The sequence below is a fragment of the Glutamicibacter sp. GQ173 genome (assembly GCF_059759215.1).
The window spans coordinates 41,754-66,292 of sequence record NZ_JCAXDT010000007.1 but is presented as its reverse complement, the minus strand read 5'-3'; the positions used below and the strand labels follow the sequence as shown (position 1 = coordinate 66,292).

Below are 24,539 nucleotides of genomic sequence, written 5' to 3'. Positions count from 1 at the left end.
TGGAACCGACCAAGGAGATCTCTTGAGCACAGCTCTGCGCGCTAAGAAAGCGATGGGCCTGAAACAGTACGGCTCATTGCTTGTCGTTGCGATCCTCGCGCTGGCTATGCTCAGCGTGGTCACCCCGGCGCATGCTGACAACATGCGCGAGTCGGAGTACTGGCTGGATTCATTGGGAATAACCCAGGCGCACCAGAGCACCAAGGGCGAAGGCGTTAAAGTCGCGATCATTGATACCGGCATTGATACCTCGCACCCTGATCTGAAGGGTGCCGTTGTTGGCGGTGCGGACATGTCCGGTGCCGGCGAAACCGGCGGCAATAAGCCCATTGGCGTCATGAGCGAACACGGCACCTTGGTGGCTACCCTGTTGGCTGGCCGCGGCAACAACAAGGGCGAGATCAATCGGGTTAAATCCGAAAACGAACGGCTCAAGGCCGCGTGGGAAAAGGCCAAGTCTGAAGCCGAGGAAGAAAACGAAAAGCAGAAGGACGACGACAAGGACGTTGAAGTCCCCAAGGAACCTGAATACGAGGAAGTCCCCAAGCTTTCCGCTGGCAGCGACGGAGTGCTCGGCGTAGCCCCGGCCGCGCAGCTGCTTTCCGTCTCGCTGTGGATGGGCGAAGGCAATCCCGCCAACATCCCAGTGGAAGAACAGATTCCCCGCGCCGTGAAGTGGGCCGTGGATTCCGGTGCCAAGGTGATCAACATGTCCTTGGGCTCGACCAGCCCTGCATGGCCCGAAAGCTGGGACGACGCATTCAAGTACGCGGAAAATCATGATGTCGTAATCGTGGCTGCCGCCGGCAACCGTTCTGGTGGCATGAGCCAGGTCGGTGCCCCGGCTACCATCCCCGGCGTGCTCACCGTGGCAGGTGTTGATGAAAGCGGCAAGGCCTCGCAGGACTCGTCCACCGAGGGCATTTCCATAGGCGTTGCCGCGCCAGCCGAACAGCTGGTTGGCGGGCTGCCGGATAACGGTTACGCGCGCTGGTCCGGAACTTCGGGAGCCGCGCCATTGGTTGCCGGCGTGGCTGCGCTGATTCGTTCCAAGTACCCGGATATGAAGGCTCCCGATGTCATCAACCGGATCCTGCAGACTGCACGCGACACCGGTGCTGCCGGTGTTGACAACCTCTATGGCTACGGAATCATCAATGCCAATGCCGCGGTGAACAACAACGTGCCATCGGTCTCCGAAAACCCGCTGGGAACCATCGAAGAATGGATTCGGGTGCACCGACGGAACAATGCCAAATCCACCGAGGCCCCGGCTCCGGGCGTCTCGATGGAAAAATCGGACCTCAAGCAGGTGGCAGCTCCTGAACCCATCCAGCCTGATCAGTCGACTCCAGCGCTACAGCCGCTGCTGGTCATTGGGGCCGGGGTGCTATTGCTGCTGGTCATTGCTGCCGGAAGTGCCCAGACCCTGATGCGCCGCCGGCGTGAGCGGCTGACGCAGAGCGTGGCGTCGGCATCGTTGAGTTCGCTGAAGGTCGGCAAGGCCGCGGGCAAACATGATCTCTTCGATGACATTCCCGAAGAAGACAGATAATTCATCTCCAGGCTGGGGCGAAACCTACGGGTTTCGCCCCAGTTTTTGTTGTGCCCGCCAACCGCGAAGCGATGCGGTCATAGCCGGTATTCACACCCGAAAACCGGCCGGTTAGCTCCACGTGACACATCTGACGTAAATAGTTAGTGAATGTTTTCACTAACTCGGAAAATCCGCGTAGAATCAAGAGTATGTCGATCATTGAATCCTCCCAGAAGCGTCCGCGCATTCTTATCGTTGGCGGTGGCTATGTTGGCCTGTACGTCGCGATGAAGTTGCAGAAGAAGGTCAAGGCACACGGCGGCATCGTCACCGTTGTCGACCCGAACCCATACATGACTTACCAGCCATTCCTGCCAGAAGTTGCAGGTGGCCAGATTGAACCACGCCACGTAGTGGTTTCCCACCGCCAGCACCTGAAGCACTCCGAACTGGTTAACGGCCGCGTGTTGAGCATCGACCACGCCAACAAGAAGGCTGTCGTCGCTCCAGAGAACGGCGAGCAGTTCGAGCTGGAATACACCGACATTGTCATGTCGGCTGGTGCGATCACCCGTACCTTCCCAATCACCGGCCTGGCTGAAACCGGCATTGGCCTGAAGACCATCGAAGAGGCTGTCGCCCTGCGCAACAAGGTTGCCGAGCGCATCGAGTCCGCTTCGAATATGACCGACCCAGTAGCTCGCAAGCGCGCACTGACCTTCGTGGTTGTCGGTGGCGGCTTCGCCGGTATCGAAACCATTGCCGAGCTTGAAGACATGGCTCGCCACCTGATCAAGCTCAACGACCGCATCGATGAGAAGGAAGCTCGCTTCGTTCTTGTTGAAGCTATGGGCCGCATCATGCCAGAAGTTACCGAGCAGCAGGCCGAGTGGGTCGTTGAGCACCTGCGCAGCCGCGGCGTAGAGGTTCTGCTGAACACCTCGCTCAATAGCGCAGTGGATGGCAACCTCGAGCTGATCAACATGGCTGACAAGTCCTCAGCGGGCGAGTTCGGCGCAGACACCCTGATCTGGTGTGCCGGTGTTATGGCTAACCCAATGGTTCGCTCCACCGATTTCCCAATTGAGCAGCGCGGCCGTATCGAGACCCGCACCGACCTGCGCATCAAGGACGCCAACGGCGAACCGCTGGAAGGCGCTTGGGCTGCCGGCGATATCTCGGCCGTCAAGGACGTTACCGGTGGCTTGCCAGACGGTACCTGCGTTCCAAACGCCCAGCACGCTGTGCGCCAGGCAAAGCTGTTGGCAAAGAACCTTTACGCTGCCCGCTACGGTGTTGGCACGATCAAGGAATACAAGCACGCAAACCTCGGCGCAGTTGCCGGCTTTGGCCGCAACAAGGGTGTAGCCAAGGTTGTTGGCATCAAGCTCAAGGGCTGGCCAGCATGGATGGCACACCGCGGTTACCACGGTATGGCCATGCCAACCTTCGAGCGCAAGTTCCGCGTTGTCGGCGACTGGCTGGTTGCGCTGTTCTTCAAGCGCGATGCACTGCAGCTGAACAACCTCGAAGCACCACGCACTGCTTTCGAAGAGTCGGCAAAGCCGAAGAAGTAGGCGCAAGGCTTAGGTGATCGACTAAATGGCGAGGGGCTGAGCTAATCAGCCCCTCGCACACTTGCGTAGAGCGGATTTTTTATTTGCTTTCACGATCACGTAAGATTTGAGAGTCTTGCCCCCATGGTGGAATTGGCATACACGGCTGACTTAAAATCAGCTGCCGCAAGGCTTGTGGGTTCGAGTCCCACTGGGGGTACCAATATTCAGGCTCCTGCTGTCCCGATTGCCGGGGAGCAGGGGCCTAGTTTTTTCTGGAGACTCCGCGTAACGGGACCAAAGACAGCCATTGCCGCCCCATGTTCGGTAGAATTTTCAAGAATATCGCTCAGAGAGTAGTTTTTCCCCGGAGAATCGGCCAATATCATCCTTCCGACTGAGTGAATTCACAGGCATGCTCAATAGGATTAACAGCAACGAACTCTCGCGAGCCGCGAGCTGCACAATCGCAATCTATGGGGGAATGACGTTGAGCAACCCGATTTTTGGTTCCAACAGCCAATCAGAGGTTTGGGGGACCAAGCCCGGAAGTCCTGTTGGATTCCGTGACAACGCCAATATGAGCTCTGACCAATTGCAGCACATGTACCAGCAGCCTGCTGCTACCGGTGCCGACATGGGTCGCATGACCATTGGCGACACGATTAATAAGACCGTGTTCTGCCTCGCCCTCGTTGTGATCGGTGCAGCAGCCGGTTGGATCATGCCAGCCTTGATGCTCCCAGGAGCATTGGTCGGTTTTGTCCTCGGCTTGGTCAACGTCTTCAAGAAGCGCCCATCGCCAGCGCTGATTCTGCTGTATTCCGCAGCCCAGGGCCTCTTCCTCGGAGGTCTGTCCGGTTTCCTGGAATCGCGCCAGGGAATGCAGGGCATCGCTATCCAGGCCGTACTGGCAACCTTCTGTGTTGCCGGTGTAACACTGGCGCTGTACCGCTCGGGCAAGTACCGGATGACTCCGAAGCTGAACAAGATCTTCATGATCGGCATGATCGGCCTGGTCGTCTTCTCGCTTCTGAACATGGTCCTGATGATGACCGGCGTCATCGACGGAATGTTCGGCATGCGCGGCGGGGTACTTGGCCTGGTTATCGGTGTTGTAGCGGTCTTGCTGGCCACCTACGCATTGGTCTCCGATTTCACGATGATCGAGGAACTCTCCAACCAGGGTGCTCCTGCCATCATGGCGTGGCGCGGTGCCTTCGGCCTGACCATGACTTTGATCTGGCTGTACACCGAGATCCTGCGCATCCTGGCCATCCTGCGTGGCGACGACTAATAACTGAAAACTGACAAGGACCAGCACCTGCGGGTGCTGGTCCTTTTTAGTGCCTCAAAGTGGATTCAGGCCAGTAGCAGCGACCGGCGGAGATCTCCCTATCGTCAACAAACGCACATGAAAATAGGACGGGGACTGCGACGGCGCCGTAACAATTCCGCATGCCATGGTGATGTGAATCATCGGATATTCAGGAAATGGGCTGGCATTCCGCCGACGTGTGATGTCCCAGACGGCGACTCATGGACTGAAGAACGCCTGAATTTCTGCAAATTTGGCCCCAAAGAGCATCCAGACTCATTATGATTCTCCACATCACACGCATTTCGACGAGGGAGAGATTATGAGCACCAGTCATGCACCAAACAGCTCACCTGGCCTGGTTAAAACGCTAGGCAATATTGACGCTTTGGCTCTCGGGTTTGGCGCGATGATCGGCTTCGGCTGGGTCGTCCTGACCGGCGGTTGGCTAGAAAATGCGGGCACCATGGGAGCAGTTGTCGCCATGATTGTCGGTGGCGGCATCATGGGTGTTGTCGGGCTAGCCTACGCAGAACTTACCGCGGCGATGCCCAAGGCCGGTGGCGAGCACAACTTCATTCTTCGTGCATTGGGGCCCCGGCCATCATTCCTTGGATCTTGGGCTATCACCGGCGGATACGTCACTATTGTGGCCTTCGAAGCCGTGGCATTTCCCCGCACTGTGGAGTACATCTTGCCCGGGATTTCGCAGATCCCGTTGTGGACGGTCGCCGGATTCGAAGTTAATCTCACCTGGGCGCTGGTTGGCGTGCTTGCTGCCATCGTGATTACGTGGATCAATATCCGAGGCGTCAAGCACGCTGGAGCATTGCAAACCTTTGTGGTGATCTTCCTGTTGGCCATCGGCGCCCTGCTGATCGCTGGATCCTTTGTCGGAGGCGAAGTGCAGAATATGCAGCCGCTATTCAGCAACGGAATGAGCGGGTTCTTCGCCGTATTGGTGGCAGTCCCGTTCCTGTTCATCGGCTTCGACGTCATTCCCCAGTCGGCGGAAGAAGTGAATATCCCTGCCAAGCAAATTGGCAAGCTCGTGGTCTTCTCCGTCGTACTTGCCACCATCTGGTACGTCATGGTCGTGCTGACTACCTCCTCCGCCATGCCGGCTGATCAATTGTCCGGTGTCGATATTGCCACGGCGGACGCATTTGGTGCTCTGTTCGGTTCAGACTTCATGGCCAAGGTGCTCATCGCCGGTGGCGTCGCAGGCATCCTGACCTCGTGGAATTCATTGCTTCTCGGGGCCTCTCGTCTGGTGTATTCATTGGCGCGAAGCGGCATGTTGCCAGAGTGGTTCGGCCAGCTGCACCCGAAGTATCGCACCCCGGCCAATGCACTGATTTTTATCGGCGGCATTTCGATGATCGCACCATTCTTCGGCGCTGAGATGCTCGGATGGCTGGTGGATTCCGGCGCCCCGAGCATTATCGTGGCCTACCTGCTGGTGTCGGTAACCTTCCTGGTTTTGCGGAGGAAGGAACCGCAGATGGACCGGCCGCTGAGGGTGGGCGGCAATGGCCAGGGCGGGTTGGTCATTGGCTGGGCGTCGGTCATCCTCACGGCAGCACTGTTTAGTCTCTATATGCCGGGAATGCCCGCTTCGCTGAGCTGGGAACCATGGGTTATTTTTGCCGTGTGGTGGGTACTTGGCGCAGTGTTCTTCTTCAAGGTTCCTGGGGGTATCGCCCCGGGCATCGATGCCGAAGAGCAGGTGCTCATGGCCGTGCGAGCACGGCGGAAATAGCAGACGAGCACCGCAGGAACAATCGACGGTACCGGGATGAACAATCTGGCCATTTCTGGGGTTGTCGATAAACATATTGAACTAGAAAACAGGGAGTAGTGCCCAAATCGGGCACTGCTCCTTGTTTTTTGTCACATTTCCGACATGGATCAAGTAGCAAGGAATCAAACGCGGTAGCGTAGTTGCATGAAGAGTAGCCGGTTGGAACGTTTGCGACGTATTCGCGTCTCCCTTCCGGGCAAGTCCGCAGAAAAACCAGCAGAGCCGCGCGCCGAAGTTGTCGACTTCAAAAGCGCCGAAGACATGCCCTATGCCATGCGCCTCGCGGCCAGCTGGGCGTGGCGATTCCTGATCATCGTAGCCGCCCTGGGCGTGCTGGTTTGGGCCCTGTCCAAGGTATCCCTCCTGGTGATTCCGGTACTTGTTGCAGCGTTGCTGTCCGGACTTCTTTCTCCCGTGGTCAATGCCTTGAATCGCAAGCTGGCGGTACCCCGCGGCCTTGCCGTGGGCATTACGCTCATCGGCTTTCTGGTGTTGGTCATTGCCGGACTGTCGCTTGCTGGCCAACGCTTGTCAGCGGGGTTTACCGCCTTGTGGAGCCAAGCACTCTTTGGCATCGAACAGGTCCAGGACTGGCTGTTCAACGGTCCGCTGAAGCTCACCAACGATGACCTGCAGGGCGTTTTGGATGATGCCCTGGCCCAGCTGCGAGGCAACGCCACCAACATCCTGAGCGAAGCCATCAGCTGGACCTCGTTCATTGGCCAGTTCCTCACCGGAACTTTGCTGGCCCTCTTTGTCTTGATCTTCCTGCTGCTCGACGGGCGGAAAATTGGGCTATTCCTGGTGAACCTCCTGCCACGCCGGGCCCGACCAGCAATGGACGGAGCACTCACCCGTGGATGGGCCTCATTGGTCAGCTACGTGCGAGTGCAGATGCTTGTCGCCTTCATCGATGCCATTGGCATTGGATTTGGCGCCTTCTTCCTCGGTGTCCCGCTGGCCATGCCGTTGGGCGTTTTGGTTTTCATCGGCTCCTTCATCCCTGTGGTGGGTGCATTGATTACCGGCGCCTTGGCCGTCCTGCTCGCCTTGGTGGCCAACGGATGGGTCAATGCGTTGATCATGCTGGCCGTTGTGCTCCTTGTCCAGCAGGCGGAATCCAATATTCTCCAGCCGCTGATCATGGGCAAGGCCGTCAGCCTGCATCCGCTGGCCGTCGTGCTGGCCGTCGCGGGCGGAACCATGCTCGCCGGAATCCCCGGCGCGCTCTTTGCAGTGCCGCTGCTGGCGGTGCTCAACGCGGTGGTCAAATACCTCTCCGGCAGGGCCTGGGAGAGCGACGAATTCGTGCTCAAGCATTACGGCATCCAGCTGCCCCCGGAACAACCAGCAAAAACCGTGGCGGCGCAAACGCCGGCCAGCCCGGGCGCCCCTGAAACCCACACCTCGCCGGAGAACCGGCAACCTGAGACAACAGCAGATGAGGAATAACCCATGACCACAGAAACTACGTTGCCGGTCACCCTGGCAGATATCGAGTCAGCTGCACAGGTCTTGAAACCCGTTATTGCGTTGACTCCAGTGGAGCATTCACGAGTACTCTCCCAGCACATTGGTGCCGAGGTCTTCCTGAAGTGCGAAAATATGCAGCGTGCCGGCTCCTTCAAGGTCCGCGGAGCCTATGTGCGCATGTCCAAGCTCAGCGCTGAAGAGAAGGCACGCGGCGTGGTCGCGGCCTCAGCGGGCAACCACGCCCAGGGCGTCGCACAAGCTTCCAGCCAGTTGGGGATCAAAGCGCGCATCTACATGCCGCGTGGCGTCGCACTTCCCAAGCTCACCGCGACCCGCGACCACGGTGCAGAGGTAGTGCTCTTCGGGGATACCGTTGACGAGGCCTTGGCCGAAGCCCAGCGCTACGCCGACGAAACCGGTGCCGTGTTTGTGCATCCCTTCGACCACCCGGACATCATTGCCGGACAGGGCACCATCGGCCTGGAACTTCTGGAGCAGCTTCCAGAAGTGGAGACAGTGCTGATGGGCGTGGGCGGCGGCGGACTGCTTGCAGGCGTGGCCATAGCCCTGAAAGAAAAGGCCCGCGAGCTGGGCCGCGAAATCAAGGTCATTGGCGTGCAGGCTGAAAACGCCGCGGCCTACCCTCCATCCCTGGCTGCCGATGCCCTGGTGCCACTGGACACCGTGCACACCATCGCTGACGGCATCGCTGTCGGCAAGCCAGGCCAGTTGCCATTTACCATCATCAAGGAGCTCGTTGACGACGTGGTGACCGTTTCCGAAGATGCCCTGGCCCGCGCGCTGGTGGTGCTCTTGGAACGCAACAAGCTGGTAGTTGAACCGGCCGGCGCAGTGGGCGTCGCCGCCCTCCTGGAAAACCGGCTGGAAGAGCACGGCATCAACCCGGCAACCACCGCGGTGATCCTATCGGGCGGAAATATCGACCCGCTGCTGATGCTCAAGGTGATCCAGCGAGGCTTGTCTGCTGCTGGACGATTCTTGACCGTCCGCATGATGCTGCCAGACCGCCCCGGCGCCCTGGCACAGATCTCGCGGATCATCGCCGACTCCGATGCAAATGTCACCCGCCTGGACCACACGCGCATCGGTGGTTCGCTATCGATGGGCGACGTGGCAATCACCATCGATCTGGAAACCAAGGGCCATGAGCATTCCAAGGCCGTGCTTAATAACCTCCGGGCCGAGGGCTTTGACCCGCAGATCACCAATAACGCTGGCGGATCCGTCGCCTGATCTATAGCAAAAAAGTCCTCGCCGGCTGCCAGCTCCTTGAGCTGGCAGCCGGCGAGGACTTTAAAGCTTGAAGCAGTATCAGGAAGCTTCGTATGGCTTGGCCGAAATGATTTCAACCTTGATGTCGCGGCCGTTGGGAGCCACGTAGGAAAGCTTGTCGCCAACCTTGGCGCCGTGCACGGCAACGCCGATTGGCGACTGCTCGGAGTAAACTTCCAAATCGGTGTCGCCAGCGACTTCGCGGGAGCCAAACAGGAAGGTGGTCTCATCGCCAGCGATGCTCGCGACAACCATCATGCCCGGTTCGACAATTCCGTCATCTGCAGGCGCTTCGCCAACGTTGGCTCGGCGCAGCAGGTCCTTCAAGTACAGGATGCGGGCTTCTGCTTTGCCCTGCTCTTCACGGGCAGCGTGGTAGCCGCCGTTCTCCTTCAGGTCGCCTTCGGAACGGGCCTGCTCGATACGGGCAACGATCTCGGCGCGTCCCGGGCCTGAGAGGAAAGTCAGTTCGTTCTGGAGCCGGTCGAAGGCTTCCTGAGTCAGCCAAACGACAGGTTCGTTGCTGTTGGTGCTCACGTTGTACTTCCTTTGGTCAGTTAGGACTTCGCTGTGGCTTGGTGGACTGCAAAGAGCCCCTCAAAGCCGAACGCCACCTGAACGGTGGCGTCGACGAAGTCGGATTCGGTACGGATCTGCGGGCTTACGTTGTTCTATTGATGCAAGCAAAGACCCCGCCAGCTTCATGATCTGGTTTAAACCAGGACCAATCGCGGATGCGGGGCGAAACGTATCTTTTCAACGATAGTAGTCGCCAAAACGCTTTAAGCCCAATAGATTCAGCTATTAGGGAATGAACGGGCTGAAATATTAACCCTTGTAGTCCTGGGGAACCACGTAGCAAGTTTCGACGCCAGAGGTCACCGCAAGGTTATCGGTATGCAGATCGACGTCGATCTGCTGATTGATCAGGCCGGTGGCCTCTCCCGGATCAAGCAGGATCGTCTTGTAGCCAACAACAGCCTTGGACTCGTTCATCGCGCGGATATCGCATTGGACACGATCCTTGGCGTTGTATTCCACGGCGATGGTCGTCTTGGTCAAGGTCGGCGAAACGACCTCATAATGTATGTCCTGGGCGGTAATGGCGCTGTAGTTGCTAAACCCAATGTAGGCGGCGCCGGCCACGCCAAGAGCAATGGCCGAAGTGATCAGCCAATTGCGCGAGGATTTACTCAGGCTGCGTTTCTTGGGGTTGTTGTAGCGAGCCGTTAAGCTTGGATCAGACATTACTTGTCTTGCACCACTCTCTGTGCCTGGGCGGCATTTGAACTGGGAATGCCGTATGTTGGTTCCTTCAACAAGTTTACCGCCTGAGCTGAATTGGGAATAACCAGCAGTCGAGTATCAGTTGATATCAATGGTGAACAGTATTCTCAAAAATCCGCTGTTCAGCATAGTGGCGAAGGAAAGTAGATCAGTGGAGATTCACGACGTGAAGAAAATTGGCCCATCGCAGGGGCTCCGGCTCATGGCTATTCACGCGCACCCCGATGATGAATCTTCGAAGGGCGCTGCCACCATGGCTGCCTATGTCGATGCAGGCGCAGAAGTGATGGTGGTTTCCTGCACCGGCGGCGAACGTGGAGACATTCTCAACGCGGCAGCCGGAGAACTGGCACACGCGCACCGCGATCTGCCCGGCGTGCGCCGCACCGAGATGGCCGAAGCTGCCGCGGTGCTCGGCATTAAGCACCGCTGGCTAGGCTATGTGGACTCCGGATTGCCCGAAGGCGACCCGCTGCCCGACCTGCCTTTTGGCGCTTTTGCCCTGCAGCCGGTCGAGTTTGCCGCTGCCGGCATCATCAAGCTGATCCGTGAATTCCGTCCCCATGTCATCACGACCTACGACGAGAATGGCGGCTATCCGCACCCGGACCACATCCACAGCCACAAGGTGGCGACCTTCGCCTTCGAGCATGCCGCGAATCCTGGGATGTACCCGGAGCTGGGCGAGCCATGGTCGGTCAGCAAGCTGTACTACGACCGCGCCTTCGCGCCGGACCGCTTCCGCGCCCTGCACTACGCGATGATCGAAGCCGGCTACGATTCGCCGTATGCGGAACGGGTCGCGCAATGGGAAGCGGACGAGGACAACCAGATGTTCAAGTGGGTTTCGCCACATACCACGACCACCCAGATTCACTGCGCAGACTTTTTCTCGCAGCGGGATCAGGCGCTGCTAGCCCACCGAACCCAGATTGACCCGGAAGGTTTCTTCTTCGCGGTGCCGGAGCACGTCTACGCTGAGCACTGGCCATGGGAGGACTACACCTTGATCTCATCCAAGGTATCCACCGATTTGCCCGAGTCCGACCTCTTCGCCGGACTAAGATAGCAATAAGCACTTCCTCGTTCCAGAAAAGAGTTGTCTGTACATCGTGAGTACGATCTTCGCGTCCTTGGCCGTAGCTTCTCAGACCACCAAGTTGGGCACGGAGACCAGCAGTGACTACGGTCCCGGATTCCTCGGCTTCATTTTCACCGCAGTCATGGTCATCGCTGTGATCTTCCTGATCCGCGACATGGTCCGTCGTGTGCGCCGCGTGCGCTACACCTCCGAAGCGGAGTCCAAGCAGCAGGATATGGTGGCCAAGGGCGAGCAGCGCAACCTGCAAGAACCCGAGGGCCCGGTCGACCCGAAGACCGACGAAGCCCGGTAGCTGCGGTGTGAGCCACGCGATAGCATGAAAGCGTGGCTCAACGACTCGCTGGCGCTGCCAGCCAATATCTCAGACAACATGCGCACCAACTAGTCGACTGGTTCCCTTACGGGGATGAAGCCTTCGAACAGGCCCGCCTGCGAGATGTGCCGGTGATGCTGTCCATCGGCTACGCCGCCTGCCACTGGTGCCATGTCATGAGCCACGAGTCATTCGACGATCCGCAGATCGCCGCGCTGCTCAACGAGAATTTTGTGGCCATCAAGGTCGACCGCGAAGAACACCCGCTGGTTGACGATACCTACATGATGGCCACCCAGGCGCTCACCGGTGCTGGTGGCTGGCCCATGACCATCTTTGCCCTGCCCGATGGACGCACCGTGCACGCGGGAACCTATTACCCCAAAGAACCCCGCGGACGCACCCCGGGGTTCAGCCAAGTGCTCCAAGCCGTGCATGAAGCCTGGGAAACCAAGCGCGAAGGCCTTGAAGAGCAGGCAGCAATGCTCGCCGATCACCTGGCAGAACTCGGCAGCAGGCAGAGCGCGCTGCTGGCCCTGGACTCCCGGGAACCGGCCCAGCCGGCTCTGGCCACGGCCACCGAACGCTGGATCCTCACGACCAGGGCCGAGGGCGGATTCACCCCGGCGCCCAAATTCCCGCCCACCTGGGCGCTGAAGACGCTGTGGCATTCGATCATCACCCGCCCGGACAGCGCCCGGGAAGCCTTCAATGCCGCCGCAACCAGCCTGGAAGCGATGTTCCTGGGAGGGTTGCAGGACCATGTCGACGGTGGATTCGCGCGGTACTGCGTGGATGAAAACTGGTCGGTGCCGCATTTTGAAAAGATGCTCTACGACAATGCCGGGCTGCTTTCGCTGGCTGCGCGCAGCGCGGTGCTGGCATCCGAAGTTGCCGCAAGCACCGGTGGCGAGGCTGCTGCACGGGCGCAGAACTTGGCGCAGCTGGCCAGAAGCAGCGCCCTGGGCATCATCGACTTCCTCCATGAAGAACTGCTGATCGAATCCGGGCCCCACCCGGCCTTTGCCGCCTCCCTCGACGCGGATTCAGCACGCGATGGCGCGCAGATCGAAGGCGCCTATTACAGCTACAACCGCGAGCAGATTACCCAGGCTACCGAACAACTGCGTTCCCGTTTGGCACAAGGGCTGATCCGCTTCGCGCCCATTGCCGAGGATCCGCAGCACTTTTGCTTCTCGCTCGCCCGGATGCCAGAGCCCGGGGAACAAGATGCGATCGATGAACTGATCAGCGCTTTGCGCCAGTTGCGCAGCTCGCGCATCCGACCGGTGCGCGATGAAAAGGTGGTTGCGGGTTGGAATGCCCTGGCTGTCGAAGCGCTCTGCGATGCCTTCATGCTGCTTGAGGAGCCCAAAGCGCTGGAGCTCGCCGAGCGTGTTGCGGCCTCGCTGTGGGCCACCCACTGGGATGAAGAGACACGTCGCTTGGCCAGGGTGAGCTTTGCCGGCCGTCCTGCGCCGAATAATGAAGGAACCTTGCAGGACTATGCCGCGTTGGCCCTCGCCTTCCTGGCCTTGAAGCAGGCTACCGGCGAGGCGAAGTGGGGCCAACGCGCCAGCCAGCTGCTGCTCAGGGCCGAAGACTTTGTCGATCCGGCTACCGGGGTGCCCCGCGACGCTATTCAGGTCGATGCGCGTATTGCCGCGCAGCGCAGCAACGTCGCTGCGGTCAGCGTGCTTGACGATGCCCTTCCGGCTGCCGGCGCGCTCTATGCAAAGGCCCTGGCACTGCGCGCAATGCAGGGCATGGCCGACGGAAACTATTCCGAATCCCATGCGGCGGGCCTCGAAAGTGCACGGGCGCTTTCGGCCCACGCGGTAGCGTTGGCGTCCGAAGCCGCTACCCAGGTGGCTACCGCCCTGGAAGTGCAGAGCATCATTTCTGCTCCCGTGCACTATCTGGCATTGGGCTCCTGGGACACTGCCGAAGCCCAGCGGGTTCGCAAGCTTGCCTGGGCGATGGGAATGAATGTTCATTACTCGCCCGAATTAGCTGGTGAAGCAGCGGGGCTCAAAATCCAGCCGTGCCGCGAGGAGCTATGCCAGATGCCAGTTGAGGGCTTCGATAAATTAATGGAATTGCTGCGGGTCAATGACCAGGCGGGGGGATCGGGAAACTGAGAATAGCCCGGCATTTTTGCCGCTGCGGCCGGCAGATCAGCAAAGGGCCGGGGGATTCGCGGTAGATTTAGAACCTAGACTTTTTGGATTCGATTGAAAGGCAGTGCCACGGTGCAGCTTCCCAACCTTGCGTACCGTTACTACGAACGGCGCTTGGCGAAGTCACTGCCAGCCGACAGGCTTCCGCACCATATCGGAGTCATGGTTGACGGCAACCGCCGTTGGGCCAAGCTTGCAGGTTCGCCAACCATGGCCGGCCATCAGGCTGGGGCGGACAAGATCCTTGAATTCCTGGACTGGTGCGAAGAGCTGAACATCAAGATGGTCACGCTCTACATGCTCTCCACGGACAACTTGAATCGCGAAGCGAGCGAACTGCGCGACCTCTTGGAGGTCATCGGCGGGACCCTGGACCGCTTGGGCGAAACCAACCGGGTCAAGGTCCAGCAGGTCGGGGCCAAGGACCTGCTTCCAGAAGATTTGGCACAGAAATTGGCGGCTTTGGAAACCGTTACCGAAAACCGCGCCGGGGTTCACGTGAATGTGGCAATCGGCTATGGTGGCCGCCGGGAAATCCTGGATGCTTTCAAGGCTCTTTTGGGGCAGGCCGCACACGACGGACGCACGCTCGAAGAGCTGGCTGAAAACCTCTCCACAGATGACATCGAATCGGCCCTGTACACCAAGGGCCAGCCCGACCCCGACCTGGTCATCCGCACCAGCGGCGAGCAGCGCCTGAGCGGATTCTTGACCTGGCAGAGCGCCTATTCAGAGTTCTACTTCTGCGAAGCGCTGTGGCCTGACTTCCGGCGTGTTGATTTCTTGCGAGCCCTGCGCGACTTTGCCGATCGCCAACGCAGGTTCGGCGCCTAGCGCCCGATGGGGCGAACAGAGTTTAAATAATCGTTACCCAGAAGTTGCTTACTGGTGGCCGCGCAAGGACTATGGTGATCATAAGGCAGGGGCATCCAGCTCCAGCTGATCGAAGGGTTCCGCACTAGATGACCAAAAGCAGCGCCATCCGGTACAGCTACCGGACACGCCTTGGACATCCGGTGTTGGGCTTCCCCACTAACGCGTGGGGAGAGTCCCCACGCCGGATTCGAGAATGGGTGCGCTGCCATGAGCCGAACTGCCGAACAGGACGTACGAACCTACGTCATTGATACCTCGGTTTTGCTTTCCGATCCGAAAGCGATGTTCCACTTTGAAGAGCATCATGTGGTGATTCCATTGACCGTGGTCACCGAGCTGGAACACAAGCGCAAGGATCCCGACCTCGGATACTTTGCACGCCAGGCCCTGCGCCTGCTCGATGACCTGATCGCCAGTCACGGGGGACTTGCCCAGGCTGTTCCCGTGTCATCGGCCGGCGGCACATTGCGCATAGAACTCAACCACATTGCTCCTGACGTTCTTCCTGTGGGCATGCGCTCGGGCGACAACGACGCGCGCATCCTCGCCGTCGCCAAGCATCTGCTGGATTCAGGACTTGATGTTGCCCTGGTGACCAAGGACCTGCCGATGCGCATCAAGGCGTCAGCGATGGGGATCCATGCCGAGGTGTACCGCAACGAGCTGATAGCCTCCACCGGCTGGACCGGAATACAGCAGCTGGACCTGGATGAGGAATCGATGGCAGCGCTGTATGAGCGCGAGCAGCTCTTGAATTTGCCCGCGGCGGCCGAAGCGCCCGTCAATACCGGCTTTGTCATCACCTCGCCCCGCGGCAGCGCGCTGGCCCGAAAGACCGATGACAATACCCTCAAGCTGGTTCGTGGAGATCAGCAGGCTTTTGGCCTGCACGGCCGCAGCGCCGAGCAGCGAATCGCCTTGGACCTGTTGATGGATCCTTCGGTGGGCATTGTTTCGCTTGGCGGCAACGCCGGTACCGGCAAGTCAGCTCTGGCGCTGTGCGCGGGGATGGAAGCGGTGCTGGAGCGCCGTGAGCACCGCAAGATCACCGTGTTTCGCCCGTTGTACGCCGTGGGTGGCCAAGAGCTGGGCTACCTGCCGGGGTCGGAGGGCGAAAAGATGGGTCCGTGGGCCCAGGCCGTTTTTGACACGCTTGGTTCCATCGTGTCGAAGAACGCCATCGACGAAGTGCTGGAGCGCGGAATGCTAGAGGTATTGCCGCTGACCCACATCCGCGGACGTTCCCTGAATGACTCATTTGTCATTGTTGATGAAGCGCAGTCCCTGGAACGCAACGTGCTGCTCACGGTGCTCTCGCGCATCGGGCAGAACTCCAAGGTGGTGCTCACCCACGATGTGGCCCAGCGGGATAACCTGCACGTGGGACGCCATGATGGTATTGCCGCGGTGGTGGAACAGCTCAAGGGGCATTCGCTGTTTGGCCATGTGACGCTGACTCGTTCCGAGCGGTCAGCGATTGCCGCTTTGGTGACCGAAATGCTCGATGCGCCGATGCTGCGCTAGCTTCCGGCACATGCGCCGGCTCTCGTGCCGCGGGTGATCAACCACCAGCTACACGGGAGCCGGAACTGCGTGCGGAACCAATGGAAAGACGGCTACGAGCGCACTATCGGCTGATCAAGCCAATGAACCTTCTGGAAGTGCGAATTGATGTAATACTCATCCTGGGCCAGAATCCGAAGCCTCAGATCAGGCGCGGCTGGAGCTGGGCCTGAAAGTCTCTGGCGCAGAAGGCAAACGCCGGTGCCCAGATCCAAAACCAGCAGCGTGCGCGCGCCAGCGGGAACCAACGCGAAATCGGCAAGGGCGGCTTGATACGTGTGACCGGAACTGAGCACCGCCGCTAAGGCTGGACGTCCCTCATGCATGATCTCGCTGAGTTCATGAATATAGGTGGGATGGTCAAAGGCCAAGTCCTGCGCTGCGGGCTCAGTACCCGCAATTTCCACCGGATCCAAAACCGCCGCCCAGTAGTCCAGGGGCAGCAACTCATCAAATCCTGCGATCTCCGGGCGGCGGAGCACTAGCTGATCTGTCGTATATACCGGTGTGATCAGCGTTGATGGCAACTTCCACGACGCATTGGTGGCGGCCACATAACCACGACTGCGTTGGGCACTGAAAGTCTCTTTCTGGAAGACCAGCGCGCCCGCGGCATTATGAACGGCGATTCCTTCGCGTTGGCGAATTTTGGCGGTCACTGTACCGGTCAGACCACGCTCTGGATCGCCCAGCTCATCGGGAATGTCGATTTCGACTTTGAGCGACGTGCTCAGCCAGGGCGCGGAGCGGGCCAGGGCGCGAAATCTTCTCCGCGCGGTGGAATCTGGCTCAGGGGAGCCGGGGAAGTACAACGGAGCTGAAGGCACGTCCATAATCTAATTGTATAAGTGCCTGAATTATTCACAAGGGCGAGCTGGCCATCCCATGGCATTGGGAAGATGCCTATGCTCTATACATGTCGCAGATATGGAGCGTTGCCCAAGAAGGGCCGATCGAGGGTGCCCTGGTGGCGCTTCAATTTCTCTGCTTTGGCGTCTTTGGAGTACTGCTGTCCAAGGCTGACATCGCCAGCCATCGACTGCCGAATCGGCTTGTGGGCTCGTGGCTCCTGGGCAGCCTGGCCCTTGTGATCTGTTTGGGCGCCAGCAGCGGTGGCCTGCCGGGAATTCTGCAAGGATTCCTGGGGATGCTGCTCCTCGGTGGCGGATATTTGCTGATCAGCCTGATTTCGGCTGGGGCCATGGGAATGGGCGATGTAAAGCTGGCTGGCGTCCTTGGCTTAAACCTGGGTTATTATTCTCTGCCTGCGCTGTTTCTTGCCACGTTATTGACTTTTGTCTTGGCCACACTCTGGGTGATTGGGGGAGTGATCGTGCGCAAGCTGACTTTGAAGTCGGCCGTTCCATTTGGTCCATTTATGGTCATTGGGGCATTTGCGGTGCTGCTTGTGGCACGATGAATTCATGGCGACTCCGGAATTCATCACCAAGCTGCGAACACATATAGGGCATGAGATGCTTTGGCTCTCGGGGGTAAAAGTTGTTGTATTCCACGGTGATCGAGTTCTACTGGTGCGCCGTGCCGATAACGGACTGTGGACTTTGCCTGCCGGCATCATCGACCCGGGAGAAGAGCCATCGCATACTGCCCAGCGCGAGGTCCAGGAAGAGACCGGGGTGTCCTGCGAAGTCACCGATTTGGTGGGGGTGGGAGTGACTGCGCCAACTGTTTATCCCAATGGAGACCATGCCCAATATCTCGATATCGTATTCAAGGCCCGGCACCTCTCCGGGCAGGCGAGTATTAACGATGACGAAAATCTCGAAGTCGGCTACTTTGATCTGCGGGACCGTCCAAAGCTGCCGCCCTTGCATGAACGAGCCTTGTCATGGGCGCTGGAGCCTCGTCCAGGTGGCTACTTCGCCTAGCTGAAAATGGAAAGAGCATCGGCATGCGGACCAATTGGTCCGCATCCCGATGCTCTTGAACCGATAGAACTAGTGGCTGCTGAATCCCTATTTAGCTTCTGGCGAGGAGTTCTTTTCGCTTGGGCGCTCAGCGACCAAGACATTGCCCTCGGACTCCATTGCGTTCTCCGCAGGCGCAGCCTGCTGGGCGCGCTGGGCTTCTTCGAAAGCGATTGCTTCCTCTCCGCCAATGGCCTCGCCACGGGCAACCATGCCGGCGGTGTCGGATAGCGGAACCTGCTTTAGGAACAAAGCCAGAGCGAAAGCTACAACCAGGAACGGAATCAGGTACCAGAACACCGGAGCCAAGGAGCTGGCGTAGGCATCCACGATGCCATCACGCAAAGCATCTGGCAGTGATGACAGCGTCTGCGGATCCAAGGTGGATGCCGCCTGGCCGGCTTCGGCAGCGCTGGCTCCAGCGCCGGAGAAGACATCCAGGAGCTTATCGGAGAGGCGGTTGGTGAACAAGGCACCGAAGATGGCCACACCCAGCGATGCGCCGACTTCACGGAAGTAGTTGTTGGTGGAGGTGGCGGTGCCGACCATTTCTGGTCCAACCGCGTTCTGTACTACAAGGACAACAACCTGCATGATCAAGCCCATGCCGGCGCCGAGGACAAACAGGTAGGCGCAGATCAGCCACAGCGGGGTCTGCGCGGTCAGGGTGGTGAATGCCAGCATGGCGGCAACGGTGACGATGGTTCCGGCGATCGGGTAGCCCTTGTAGCGTCCGGACTTGGAGATCGCCATGCCCGAGTAAATGGAAGTACCCATCATGCCGACCATCATTGGAACCATCAGCAGGCCGGAAACGGCGGCTGAGGTGCCCGAGGACATCTGCAGGAAGGTTGGCACGAAAGCGATCGCGGAGAACATTCCGATGCCCAGGGTGAAACCGATGGCGGTGGCGTTGATGAAGACCTTGTTCTTGAACAGGCTCAGCGGGATGATCGGGTCTTCGGCCTTGGCCTCGGCCAGGATGAACAGCGAAGCGGCGATCACCAGACCGACACCCCAGCCCCAAGTTTCCAGAGCTCCCCAGCCATGAGCGGCGGAGCCGCCGAAGTCGGTGAAGAAGATCAGGCAGGTCGTGGCAATCGACAGCAAGAGCACACCCAGGATGTCGATCTTCTTTTCTGCCTTCTTGTTTGGCAGGGTCAATGCGAACCATGCAATGGCAAATGCGGCAATACCAACAGGGATGTTGATGTAGAACGCCCATTCCCAAGTCATGTGGTCAACGAAGAATCCACCGAGCAGCGGGCCGGCGACGGCCGACAAACCGAAGATGCCGCCCAGAGGCCCCATGTACTTGCCGCGCTCGGAAGCCGGGACGATGTCAGCGATGATGGCCTGCGAGAGGATCATCAAGCCACCGCCACCCAGGCCCTGGATGGCGCGGAAGACCACGAACATCCAGAAGGTGGTGGAGAAGGCGGCGCCGACAGATGCCAAGGTGAACAACGCGATGGCAATCATGAACAGGTTGCGGCGTCCGAGAACATCGCCAAACTTGCCATAGATGGGCATCACGATGGTGGTGGCCAAAAGGTAGGCCGTGGTGATCCAGGCCTGGTGCTCAACGCCGCCGAGCTTGCCGACAATGGTTGGCATGGCAGTGGAGACGATGGTTTGGTCCAGTGATGACAGGAGCATTCCTGCGATCAAGGCGGAGAAGATGATCCAGATGCGCCGCTGGGTCAGTACCAGGGGTGCATCGCCCGGGGTTTTCCGGGAACCGGTAGTTGCGGTCATTGCAATCCTTGCGAGAGGTGTTGAAGGAATTATTTAGTCGTTGCTGCGTCTCAGGGGCTGGCCCATGATGTTTTGGATCCGGCCCATCAGTTCCAGGAATTCCTCGGTGAGCGAGCGTTTCCCAGAACCTTCGACATAAGCCTCGATGGCTTGGAGAGTGGTGTGCCTGAGAATGTGCAAAAGGCTTGAGAGCAGTGGATCCTGCGGATCGACTCCTTCGCGCGATGCAATGAGTTCACGGAACTCCGCGTCTTTCCTGGGTCCGGCCTGGACCATGTGCTGAAGGAGTTCCGGTTCGCGGTGTGCCACGGAGAAGAACCCATGGGTGCTCACGATTTCGGTTTCATCAAAACTCAGCCGTTCAATGACCATGTCCACCAAGTCCGCCAGAAGCGTGGGGGAAATCCCGGTGATGCCTTCAGGCCGAGCCGCCATGAAACGCTCGATGATGCCTTCTGGCATGGCGTCGGCGTCGTGACCGAAGACTGCGTCGACTTTGCTGGGGAAGTAGTTGAAGAAGGTTCTCCGGGAGATGCCTACCCGTTCGCACGCCTGTTCAATGGTGAAACCGTTGAAGCCCAACTCGGCCGTTAGCTCGCGGCAATGGCGAGTGATGGACGTCCGGGTTTTTTGCATGCGTCCGCTCAACGTCGGTGCCTCGGTGGGCACCCCCGTTGCATCTTTTGCACTATCTTTCATACAGTGCAGTATTGCACTATGGTTTCAAGGGTGCAACTTAAGTGATCTGCGGCATTCCACCCCTGCCGAGCCTGAGCGGAAAGCTGGATGGCGATCTGTACTAGGCTGGCCCCATGAGCCAGATAGATCTCTGTGAACCAACCACTGACCTGCACCATTCATTCATGCAAAGCACCGCAGAATGGAACGGCGAGGAACAAGACGGCGCTTCGATGTTCTTTGCCGATAAGTATGGCTGGGACTTGGCTGACCCCAAGGATTTTGAGCGCTGGGTGAAACTTCTCAACGATCTGGCAAAGCCAGAATTCACGCCAGCACCAGGATTCGTTTCGCAAAGCACGCTCTGGGTAGTGGAAAACGGCAAGTACTTAGGCGCCGTGAGCCTGAGGCATGATCTTGGCACCGGCTATCTGGCGGAGGTCGGCGGCCATATAGGCTACGGCATCCGACCCAGCGCGCGGCGGCGAGGCCTGGCCAAGCTGGCGCTCGCCGGATCGCTGGAGCAAGCGCGGAGCCTGGGGCTGCCAAAAGTCCTGATTACGTGCAATGACTCCAACTTCGGATCCGCTCGCACAATCGAATCATGTGGCGGCGTGCTTGAAAGCATTAAGCCGCAAAGCGAAGTTGGTCCGATATTCGGTTCACCGGACGATGTGCGCCGCTACTGGATCACGCTGGTTTAACGGGCGCTTCATGCAGCTGCTATACGATGCGAGCTGTTCGGGTGTTCCGGTGGCTGGTTTGCTCGCCAGCCCCGAAATAGCGGCGGCCCCTTGCCTTTCGCGATCATGAATCCGGATAGCAAGGGGGCGCCGCTTGGTTTATGAGGGCTCTAGTGCTTGCCCACCATGGTGGAGACGTCGAGCAGTTCATCAAGCTGGGCTTCGGTGACTTCGCCGCGCTCGACGAAGCCCAGCGCAATGGTGGCCTCGCGGACGGTCAGTCCTTCGGCAACGGCTTTCTTGGCAATCTTGGCCGCGCTCTCGTAGCCGATCAACTTGTTCAACGGGGTGACGATGGATGGAGACGCCTCGGCGAGGAAGCGGGCTCGTTCAACGTTGGCCTTGATTCCATCGATCATCTTTTCAGCCATCACGGTGGCGGTATTGGACAGCAATCGAATTGATTCAAGCAAATTCGAGGCCATGACCGGGATGCCCACGTTCAATTCAAAGGCTCCATTGGTACCTGCCCACGCAATCGCGGTGTCGTTGCCGATGACCTGGGCGGCAACCTGGATGGTCGCTTCGGAGATCACCGGGTTGACCTTGCCAGGCATGATCGAGGAGCCTGGCTGCAGATCAGGAATGGAGATTTCGCCCAGGCCGGTGTTCGGTCCAGAGCCCATCCAACGCAAGTCGTTGGCGATTTTAATGAGCGATATGGCGATGGTCCGCAGGGCAGCCGATGCTTCGATAAGACCATCGCGATTGGCCTGGGCTTCAAAATGATTGCGTGCCTCGGTAATAGGCAGGCCGGTATCCTCGCGAAGGAGCTCGATCACCTTCTGCGGGAAGCCTTCAGGAGTGTTGATGCCGGTGCCGACTGCGGTGCCGCCCAGCGGGACTTCGGCAACTCGTGGCAAGGCTGCCTCGACTCGTTCGATGCCGTAGCGCACCTGTGCAGCATAACCGCCGAACTCCTGTCCCAAGGTGACCGGGGTGGCATCCATCAGGTGGGTGCGGCCGGACTTGACGACATCCTTGAATTCGGTCGATTTTGCTTCCAGTGCGGTGGCCAGCTGGCCCAAGGCAGGGACCAGATCATTGATCAGGGCACCGGTGGCAGCTACGTGGACCGAAGTCGGGAATACGTCATTGGAGGACTGCGAAGCGTTCACGTGGTCATTGGGGTGAACTTCGGTGGCGCTCTGTTTTGCCTTCAATGCGCGGGTAGCCAATTCGGCAAGGACCTCATTGGTGTTCATATTCGAGCTGGTTCCCGAACCGGTCTGGAAGACGTCGATGGGGAAGTGCTCGTCGTACTTTCCGCTGGCCACCTCTTCGGCAGCATCGGTGATAGCTCCGGCGCGCTCGGCATCCAGCACACCCAATGCGAGGTTTGCCTGGGCCGCGGCCTTTTTCACCTGGGCGAGGGCCTTGATATGCGATGACTCCAGCGTTTTGCCTGAGATTGGAAAGTTCTCGACCGCACGCTGAGTTTGTGCGCGATACAAAGCCTGGGCTGGAACTCGGACTTCACCCATGGTGTCATGTTCAATGCGGAAATCGTCACTGTTAGTCATGCGCCCAGATTACGCCTCGAATGCAATGGAAGGACAGGACTCTGAAGCAAACATCACAACCGCTGGTGACGCTGCGCCGATACGGGAATAAAACCCGCGCTGCAAGGCGGTTACCGCAGTGCGGATGCTGCCTAGTCCAGGCCCAAGCTTGAGACGAGCTGCGCCCGGCCATCGTCGAGGTGGTAGGCCACGCCAGCTACGGCTGTGCGGCCCTCTTCGATAGCGTGCGCGATGATGGTGGACAGATCCACAAGGCGGTCCGTGGTCTGCTTTACGTGCTCAACGACCGTGCCGTTGACATCGGTGATGCCCTTGCGCTCGGCGGCCAGCACCGACGGAGTGATGTGCTCGACCAGATCCCGCACGAAGCCCTTGGGCATGTCCCCGGACTCCTTGACCTTGATGGCGCTCGTGACTGCGCCGCAAGAATTGTGGCCCAGAATGACAATCAAAGGCACGTTGAGCTCGTCGACCGCGAACTCCAGCGAACCGAGGCTGGCCGGGTCGATCACGTGGCCGGCGGTGCGCACCACGAACATGTCGCCCAGGCCGACGTCGAAGATGATTTCTGCTGCGAGCCGGGAATCTGAGCAACCGAAGATCACCGCAAACGGCTCTTGTCCTGAAATCAGCGACTGGCGCCGGGCACTGTCCTGATTAGGGTGTTCGGTTTCTTCATTGACGAAACGCAGGTTGCCGGCGCTAAGCTTCTCCCAAGCCTCTTTGGGGGACAAGGATTGAGTGGTTGATTCAGATCGCATAAGCCAAAGTCTACGGGATGATGTTCGAATATCGAATATTTGCGGTCAGGGTGAAGTCACAAAACTGACTAGCTAAGCGTGGATTCTGCCAGCTCGGCCACATCCTCAAGCTGCTGCTCGGAAGTGTCCGTGGACAGGATCAGCGTTGAGTCTTTTCGCTCCGAAATCAGATACGTGGTTTCGTCCTTGACCCGGACTTCCCATTCCCAGCCACCGATGGTCCTGGTGCCGGTCGGGACGGCGGTGTCGGTGGTCAACGCGATCCACGTGGCGTTTGCTTCAGCGGCCTGGCGTACCCAGACGAAATCCTTGTTCTTGGTCACGATGCCAAATTCCCAGTAGGGGACACCCTGAGCGGTATTGGCCTGCCAACGGGCAAAGTTGGCATACTGTCCATCGCCCAGGCTTGGCGCGAAGACCTCGAAACCTGCAATTTGTTCGGTTTGCTCCGCGGTCTGCTGCAAGTTCACCTTGCTCTCGAATGCTTCATCTTTGGGAGCTGGGTTGAGCAAAACCAGCGGAATAACAACAGCGAGGGTGAAGCCAACCGAAAGGACCATGCCTTTAAAGGTCTGGTTGGCACGCTTGGCCTGCTTCTCGGTGAGCTGCGGCTTGAACGGCAAGTCCTCAAAGGTCGCCTCGGGATCATTCAAATCGCGACGAGGCTCCGGTGCCGACTTTGCGGACTGATCCGACGGCTCGTTCACAGGCATGGTGTTCCCATTGTTGTTCTCAAGTTGCACGTCTTCTATTCTCCCCTAAGATTCTGTGTAATTGGAACTAGCGTGCCCAACCCCACGTTGGGCTTCAAAAGCCCTGGCGACACGAACTGTCACTGCAAATTCT

22 protein-coding genes and 1 tRNA gene are annotated in these 24,539 nt (G+C 58.9%); 15 read left to right on the top strand and 8 right to left on the bottom strand.

Going from position 1 to position 24,539, the window contains the following annotated elements:
• The first annotated feature begins 22 nt into the window (after positions 1–22).
• The 7 genes from AC6CHO_RS12165 (at position 23) to ilvA (ending at position 8,942) form a co-directional block, all read left to right on the top strand.
• Positions 23–1,555 carry a S8 family serine peptidase gene (locus AC6CHO_RS12165; protein WP_498215227.1) on the top strand — a complete coding sequence of 511 codons (1,533 nt, stop codon included), beginning with the start codon at positions 23–25 and terminating at the stop codon, positions 1,553–1,555.
• Between the two features lie 191 nt (positions 1,556–1,746).
• Positions 1,747–3,114 (top strand): NAD(P)/FAD-dependent oxidoreductase, encoded by a 1,368-nt coding sequence (locus AC6CHO_RS12160; protein ID WP_444660676.1) that lies wholly within the window; start codon positions 1,747–1,749, stop codon positions 3,112–3,114.
• 117 nt (positions 3,115–3,231) lie between these two features.
• Positions 3,232–3,316 (top strand) — tRNA-Leu (locus tag AC6CHO_RS12155).
• Between the two features lie 261 nt (positions 3,317–3,577).
• Positions 3,578–4,390 carry a Bax inhibitor-1/YccA family protein gene (locus AC6CHO_RS12150; protein ID WP_498215225.1) on the top strand — a complete coding sequence of 271 codons (813 nt, stop codon included), beginning with the start codon at positions 3,578–3,580 and terminating at the stop codon, positions 4,388–4,390.
• A gap of 343 nt (positions 4,391–4,733) precedes the next feature.
• The gene (locus AC6CHO_RS12145) at positions 4,734–6,173 is read left to right on the top strand and encodes an APC family permease (protein ID WP_498215223.1); all 1,440 of its coding nucleotides are present in this window, start codon (positions 4,734–4,736) and stop codon (positions 6,171–6,173) included.
• Between the two features lie 186 nt (positions 6,174–6,359).
• Entirely contained in the window at positions 6,360–7,667 is a 1,308-nt protein-coding gene (locus tag AC6CHO_RS12140) for an AI-2E family transporter (protein WP_498215221.1), read from the top strand.
• Between the two features lie 3 nt (positions 7,668–7,670).
• The gene (gene ilvA / locus AC6CHO_RS12135; protein WP_060700845.1) at positions 7,671–8,942 is read left to right on the top strand and encodes a threonine ammonia-lyase; all 1,272 of its coding nucleotides are present in this window, start codon (positions 7,671–7,673) and stop codon (positions 8,940–8,942) included.
• Between the two features lie 78 nt (positions 8,943–9,020).
• Here ilvA and greA read toward each other — a convergent pair whose 3' ends face one another.
• Both greA and AC6CHO_RS12125 read right to left on the bottom strand, forming a co-directional pair.
• The gene (gene greA, locus AC6CHO_RS12130; protein ID WP_060700846.1) at positions 9,021–9,518 is read right to left on the bottom strand and encodes a transcription elongation factor GreA; all 498 of its coding nucleotides are present in this window, start codon (positions 9,516–9,518) and stop codon (positions 9,021–9,023) included.
• 291 nt (positions 9,519–9,809) lie between these two features.
• On the bottom strand, positions 9,810–10,229 hold the full coding sequence (locus AC6CHO_RS12125; RefSeq protein ID WP_498215218.1) for a DUF4307 domain-containing protein: 420 nt from the start codon (positions 10,227–10,229) through the stop codon (positions 9,810–9,812).
• 241 nt (positions 10,230–10,470) lie between these two features.
• Between AC6CHO_RS12125 and mca the strand changes: the two genes are divergently transcribed.
• The 5 genes from mca (at position 10,471) to phoH2 (ending at position 16,263) form a co-directional block, all read left to right on the top strand.
• Positions 10,471–11,337, top strand: coding sequence for a mycothiol conjugate amidase Mca (gene mca, locus AC6CHO_RS12120; protein WP_498215489.1), 867 nt, complete (start codon positions 10,471–10,473; stop codon positions 11,335–11,337).
• A 43-nt stretch (positions 11,338–11,380) separates the two neighbouring features.
• Entirely contained in the window at positions 11,381–11,662 is a 282-nt protein-coding gene (locus tag AC6CHO_RS12115) for a hypothetical protein (RefSeq protein ID WP_444660670.1), read from the top strand.
• Positions 11,663–11,694: 32 nt separating this feature from the next.
• A complete protein-coding gene (locus AC6CHO_RS12110; RefSeq protein WP_498215216.1) occupies positions 11,695–13,824 on the top strand; it encodes a thioredoxin domain-containing protein in 2,130 nt (709 codons plus the stop codon).
• 111 nt (positions 13,825–13,935) lie between these two features.
• On the top strand, positions 13,936–14,697 hold the full coding sequence (locus AC6CHO_RS12105; protein WP_498215487.1) for an isoprenyl transferase: 762 nt from the start codon (positions 13,936–13,938) through the stop codon (positions 14,695–14,697).
• Positions 14,698–14,946: 249 nt separating this feature from the next.
• Positions 14,947–16,263: an RNA 5'-3' helicase PhoH2 gene (gene phoH2, locus AC6CHO_RS12100; protein WP_498215214.1), complete on the top strand. Its 1,317-nt coding sequence runs from the start codon at positions 14,947–14,949 to the stop codon at positions 16,261–16,263.
• A 92-nt stretch (positions 16,264–16,355) separates the two neighbouring features.
• On the opposite strand, the gene AC6CHO_RS12095 is transcribed toward phoH2, so the two are convergent.
• Positions 16,356–17,135, bottom strand: a complete 780-nt coding sequence (locus AC6CHO_RS12095) for a hypothetical protein (RefSeq protein WP_498215212.1) — start codon at positions 17,133–17,135, stop codon at positions 16,356–16,358.
• 83 nt (positions 17,136–17,218) lie between these two features.
• Between AC6CHO_RS12095 and AC6CHO_RS12090 the strand changes: the two genes are divergently transcribed.
• The gene (locus tag AC6CHO_RS12090; protein WP_498215210.1) at positions 17,219–17,722 is read left to right on the top strand and encodes a prepilin peptidase; all 504 of its coding nucleotides are present in this window, start codon (positions 17,219–17,221) and stop codon (positions 17,720–17,722) included.
• A 4-nt stretch (positions 17,723–17,726) separates the two neighbouring features.
• Positions 17,727–18,191, top strand: a complete 465-nt coding sequence (locus AC6CHO_RS12085; RefSeq protein ID WP_498215208.1) for an NUDIX hydrolase — start codon at positions 17,727–17,729, stop codon at positions 18,189–18,191.
• An 87-nt stretch (positions 18,192–18,278) separates the two neighbouring features.
• On the opposite strand, the gene AC6CHO_RS12080 is transcribed toward AC6CHO_RS12085, so the two are convergent.
• Together AC6CHO_RS12080 and AC6CHO_RS12075 are read right to left on the bottom strand one after the other, a co-directional pair.
• Positions 18,279–19,988: an MDR family MFS transporter gene (locus tag AC6CHO_RS12080; protein WP_498215206.1), complete on the bottom strand. Its 1,710-nt coding sequence runs from the start codon at positions 19,986–19,988 to the stop codon at positions 18,279–18,281.
• A gap of 33 nt (positions 19,989–20,021) precedes the next feature.
• A complete protein-coding gene (locus AC6CHO_RS12075) occupies positions 20,022–20,687 on the bottom strand; it encodes a TetR/AcrR family transcriptional regulator (protein WP_498215205.1) in 666 nt (221 codons plus the stop codon).
• Between the two features lie 113 nt (positions 20,688–20,800).
• Here AC6CHO_RS12075 and AC6CHO_RS12070 point away from each other — a divergent pair, with 113 nt between their 5' ends.
• Positions 20,801–21,370: a GNAT family N-acetyltransferase gene (locus AC6CHO_RS12070; RefSeq protein ID WP_498215203.1), complete on the top strand. Its 570-nt coding sequence runs from the start codon at positions 20,801–20,803 to the stop codon at positions 21,368–21,370.
• Between the two features lie 149 nt (positions 21,371–21,519).
• Here the strand turns inward: AC6CHO_RS12070 and AC6CHO_RS12065 are convergent, their stop codons facing one another.
• The 3 genes from AC6CHO_RS12065 to AC6CHO_RS12055 all read right to left on the bottom strand — a co-directional run bounded on the left by AC6CHO_RS12065 (position 21,520) and on the right by AC6CHO_RS12055 (position 24,436).
• Positions 21,520–22,932: a class II fumarate hydratase gene (locus AC6CHO_RS12065; RefSeq protein ID WP_498215201.1), complete on the bottom strand. Its 1,413-nt coding sequence runs from the start codon at positions 22,930–22,932 to the stop codon at positions 21,520–21,522.
• Between the two features lie 131 nt (positions 22,933–23,063).
• Positions 23,064–23,693: a carbonic anhydrase gene (locus AC6CHO_RS12060; RefSeq protein WP_146277825.1), complete on the bottom strand. Its 630-nt coding sequence runs from the start codon at positions 23,691–23,693 to the stop codon at positions 23,064–23,066.
• Positions 23,694–23,761: 68 nt separating this feature from the next.
• Positions 23,762–24,436, bottom strand: coding sequence for a DUF4245 domain-containing protein (locus tag AC6CHO_RS12055; RefSeq protein ID WP_498215199.1), 675 nt, complete (start codon positions 24,434–24,436; stop codon positions 23,762–23,764).
• Positions 24,437–24,539 lie beyond the last annotated feature (103 nt).

Excerpts from the sequence above, each read along its gene's own strand:
- AC6CHO_RS12160 (WP_444660676.1), top strand. The coding sequence starts at position 1,747 with ATGTCGATCATTGAATCCTCCCAGAAGCGTCCGCGCATTCTTATCGTT.
- AC6CHO_RS12150 (WP_498215225.1), top strand. The coding sequence starts at position 3,578 with ATGACGTTGAGCAACCCGATTTTTGGTTCCAACAGCCAATCAGAGGTT.
- AC6CHO_RS12145 (WP_498215223.1), top strand. The coding sequence starts at position 4,734 with ATGAGCACCAGTCATGCACCAAACAGCTCACCTGGCCTGGTTAAAACG.
- AC6CHO_RS12140 (WP_498215221.1), top strand. The coding sequence starts at position 6,360 with ATGAAGAGTAGCCGGTTGGAACGTTTGCGACGTATTCGCGTCTCCCTT.
- ilvA (WP_060700845.1), top strand. The coding sequence starts at position 7,671 with ATGACCACAGAAACTACGTTGCCGGTCACCCTGGCAGATATCGAGTCA.
- AC6CHO_RS12125 (WP_498215218.1), bottom strand. The coding sequence starts at position 10,229 with ATGTCTGATCCAAGCTTAACGGCTCGCTACAACAACCCCAAGAAACGC.
- mca (WP_498215489.1), top strand. The coding sequence starts at position 10,471 with ATGGCTATTCACGCGCACCCCGATGATGAATCTTCGAAGGGCGCTGCC.
- phoH2 (WP_498215214.1), top strand. The coding sequence starts at position 14,947 with ATGAGCCGAACTGCCGAACAGGACGTACGAACCTACGTCATTGATACC.
- AC6CHO_RS12095 (WP_498215212.1), bottom strand. The coding sequence starts at position 17,135 with ATGGACGTGCCTTCAGCTCCGTTGTACTTCCCCGGCTCCCCTGAGCCA.
- AC6CHO_RS12090 (WP_498215210.1), top strand. The coding sequence starts at position 17,219 with ATGTCGCAGATATGGAGCGTTGCCCAAGAAGGGCCGATCGAGGGTGCC.
- AC6CHO_RS12085 (WP_498215208.1), top strand. The coding sequence starts at position 17,727 with ATGGCGACTCCGGAATTCATCACCAAGCTGCGAACACATATAGGGCAT.
- AC6CHO_RS12080 (WP_498215206.1), bottom strand. The coding sequence starts at position 19,988 with ATGACCGCAACTACCGGTTCCCGGAAAACCCCGGGCGATGCACCCCTG.
- AC6CHO_RS12075 (WP_498215205.1), bottom strand. The coding sequence starts at position 20,687 with ATGAAAGATAGTGCAAAAGATGCAACGGGGGTGCCCACCGAGGCACCG.
- AC6CHO_RS12070 (WP_498215203.1), top strand. The coding sequence starts at position 20,801 with ATGAGCCAGATAGATCTCTGTGAACCAACCACTGACCTGCACCATTCA.
- AC6CHO_RS12065 (WP_498215201.1), bottom strand. The coding sequence starts at position 22,932 with ATGACTAACAGTGACGATTTCCGCATTGAACATGACACCATGGGTGAA.
- AC6CHO_RS12060 (WP_146277825.1), bottom strand. The coding sequence starts at position 23,693 with ATGCGATCTGAATCAACCACTCAATCCTTGTCCCCCAAAGAGGCTTGG.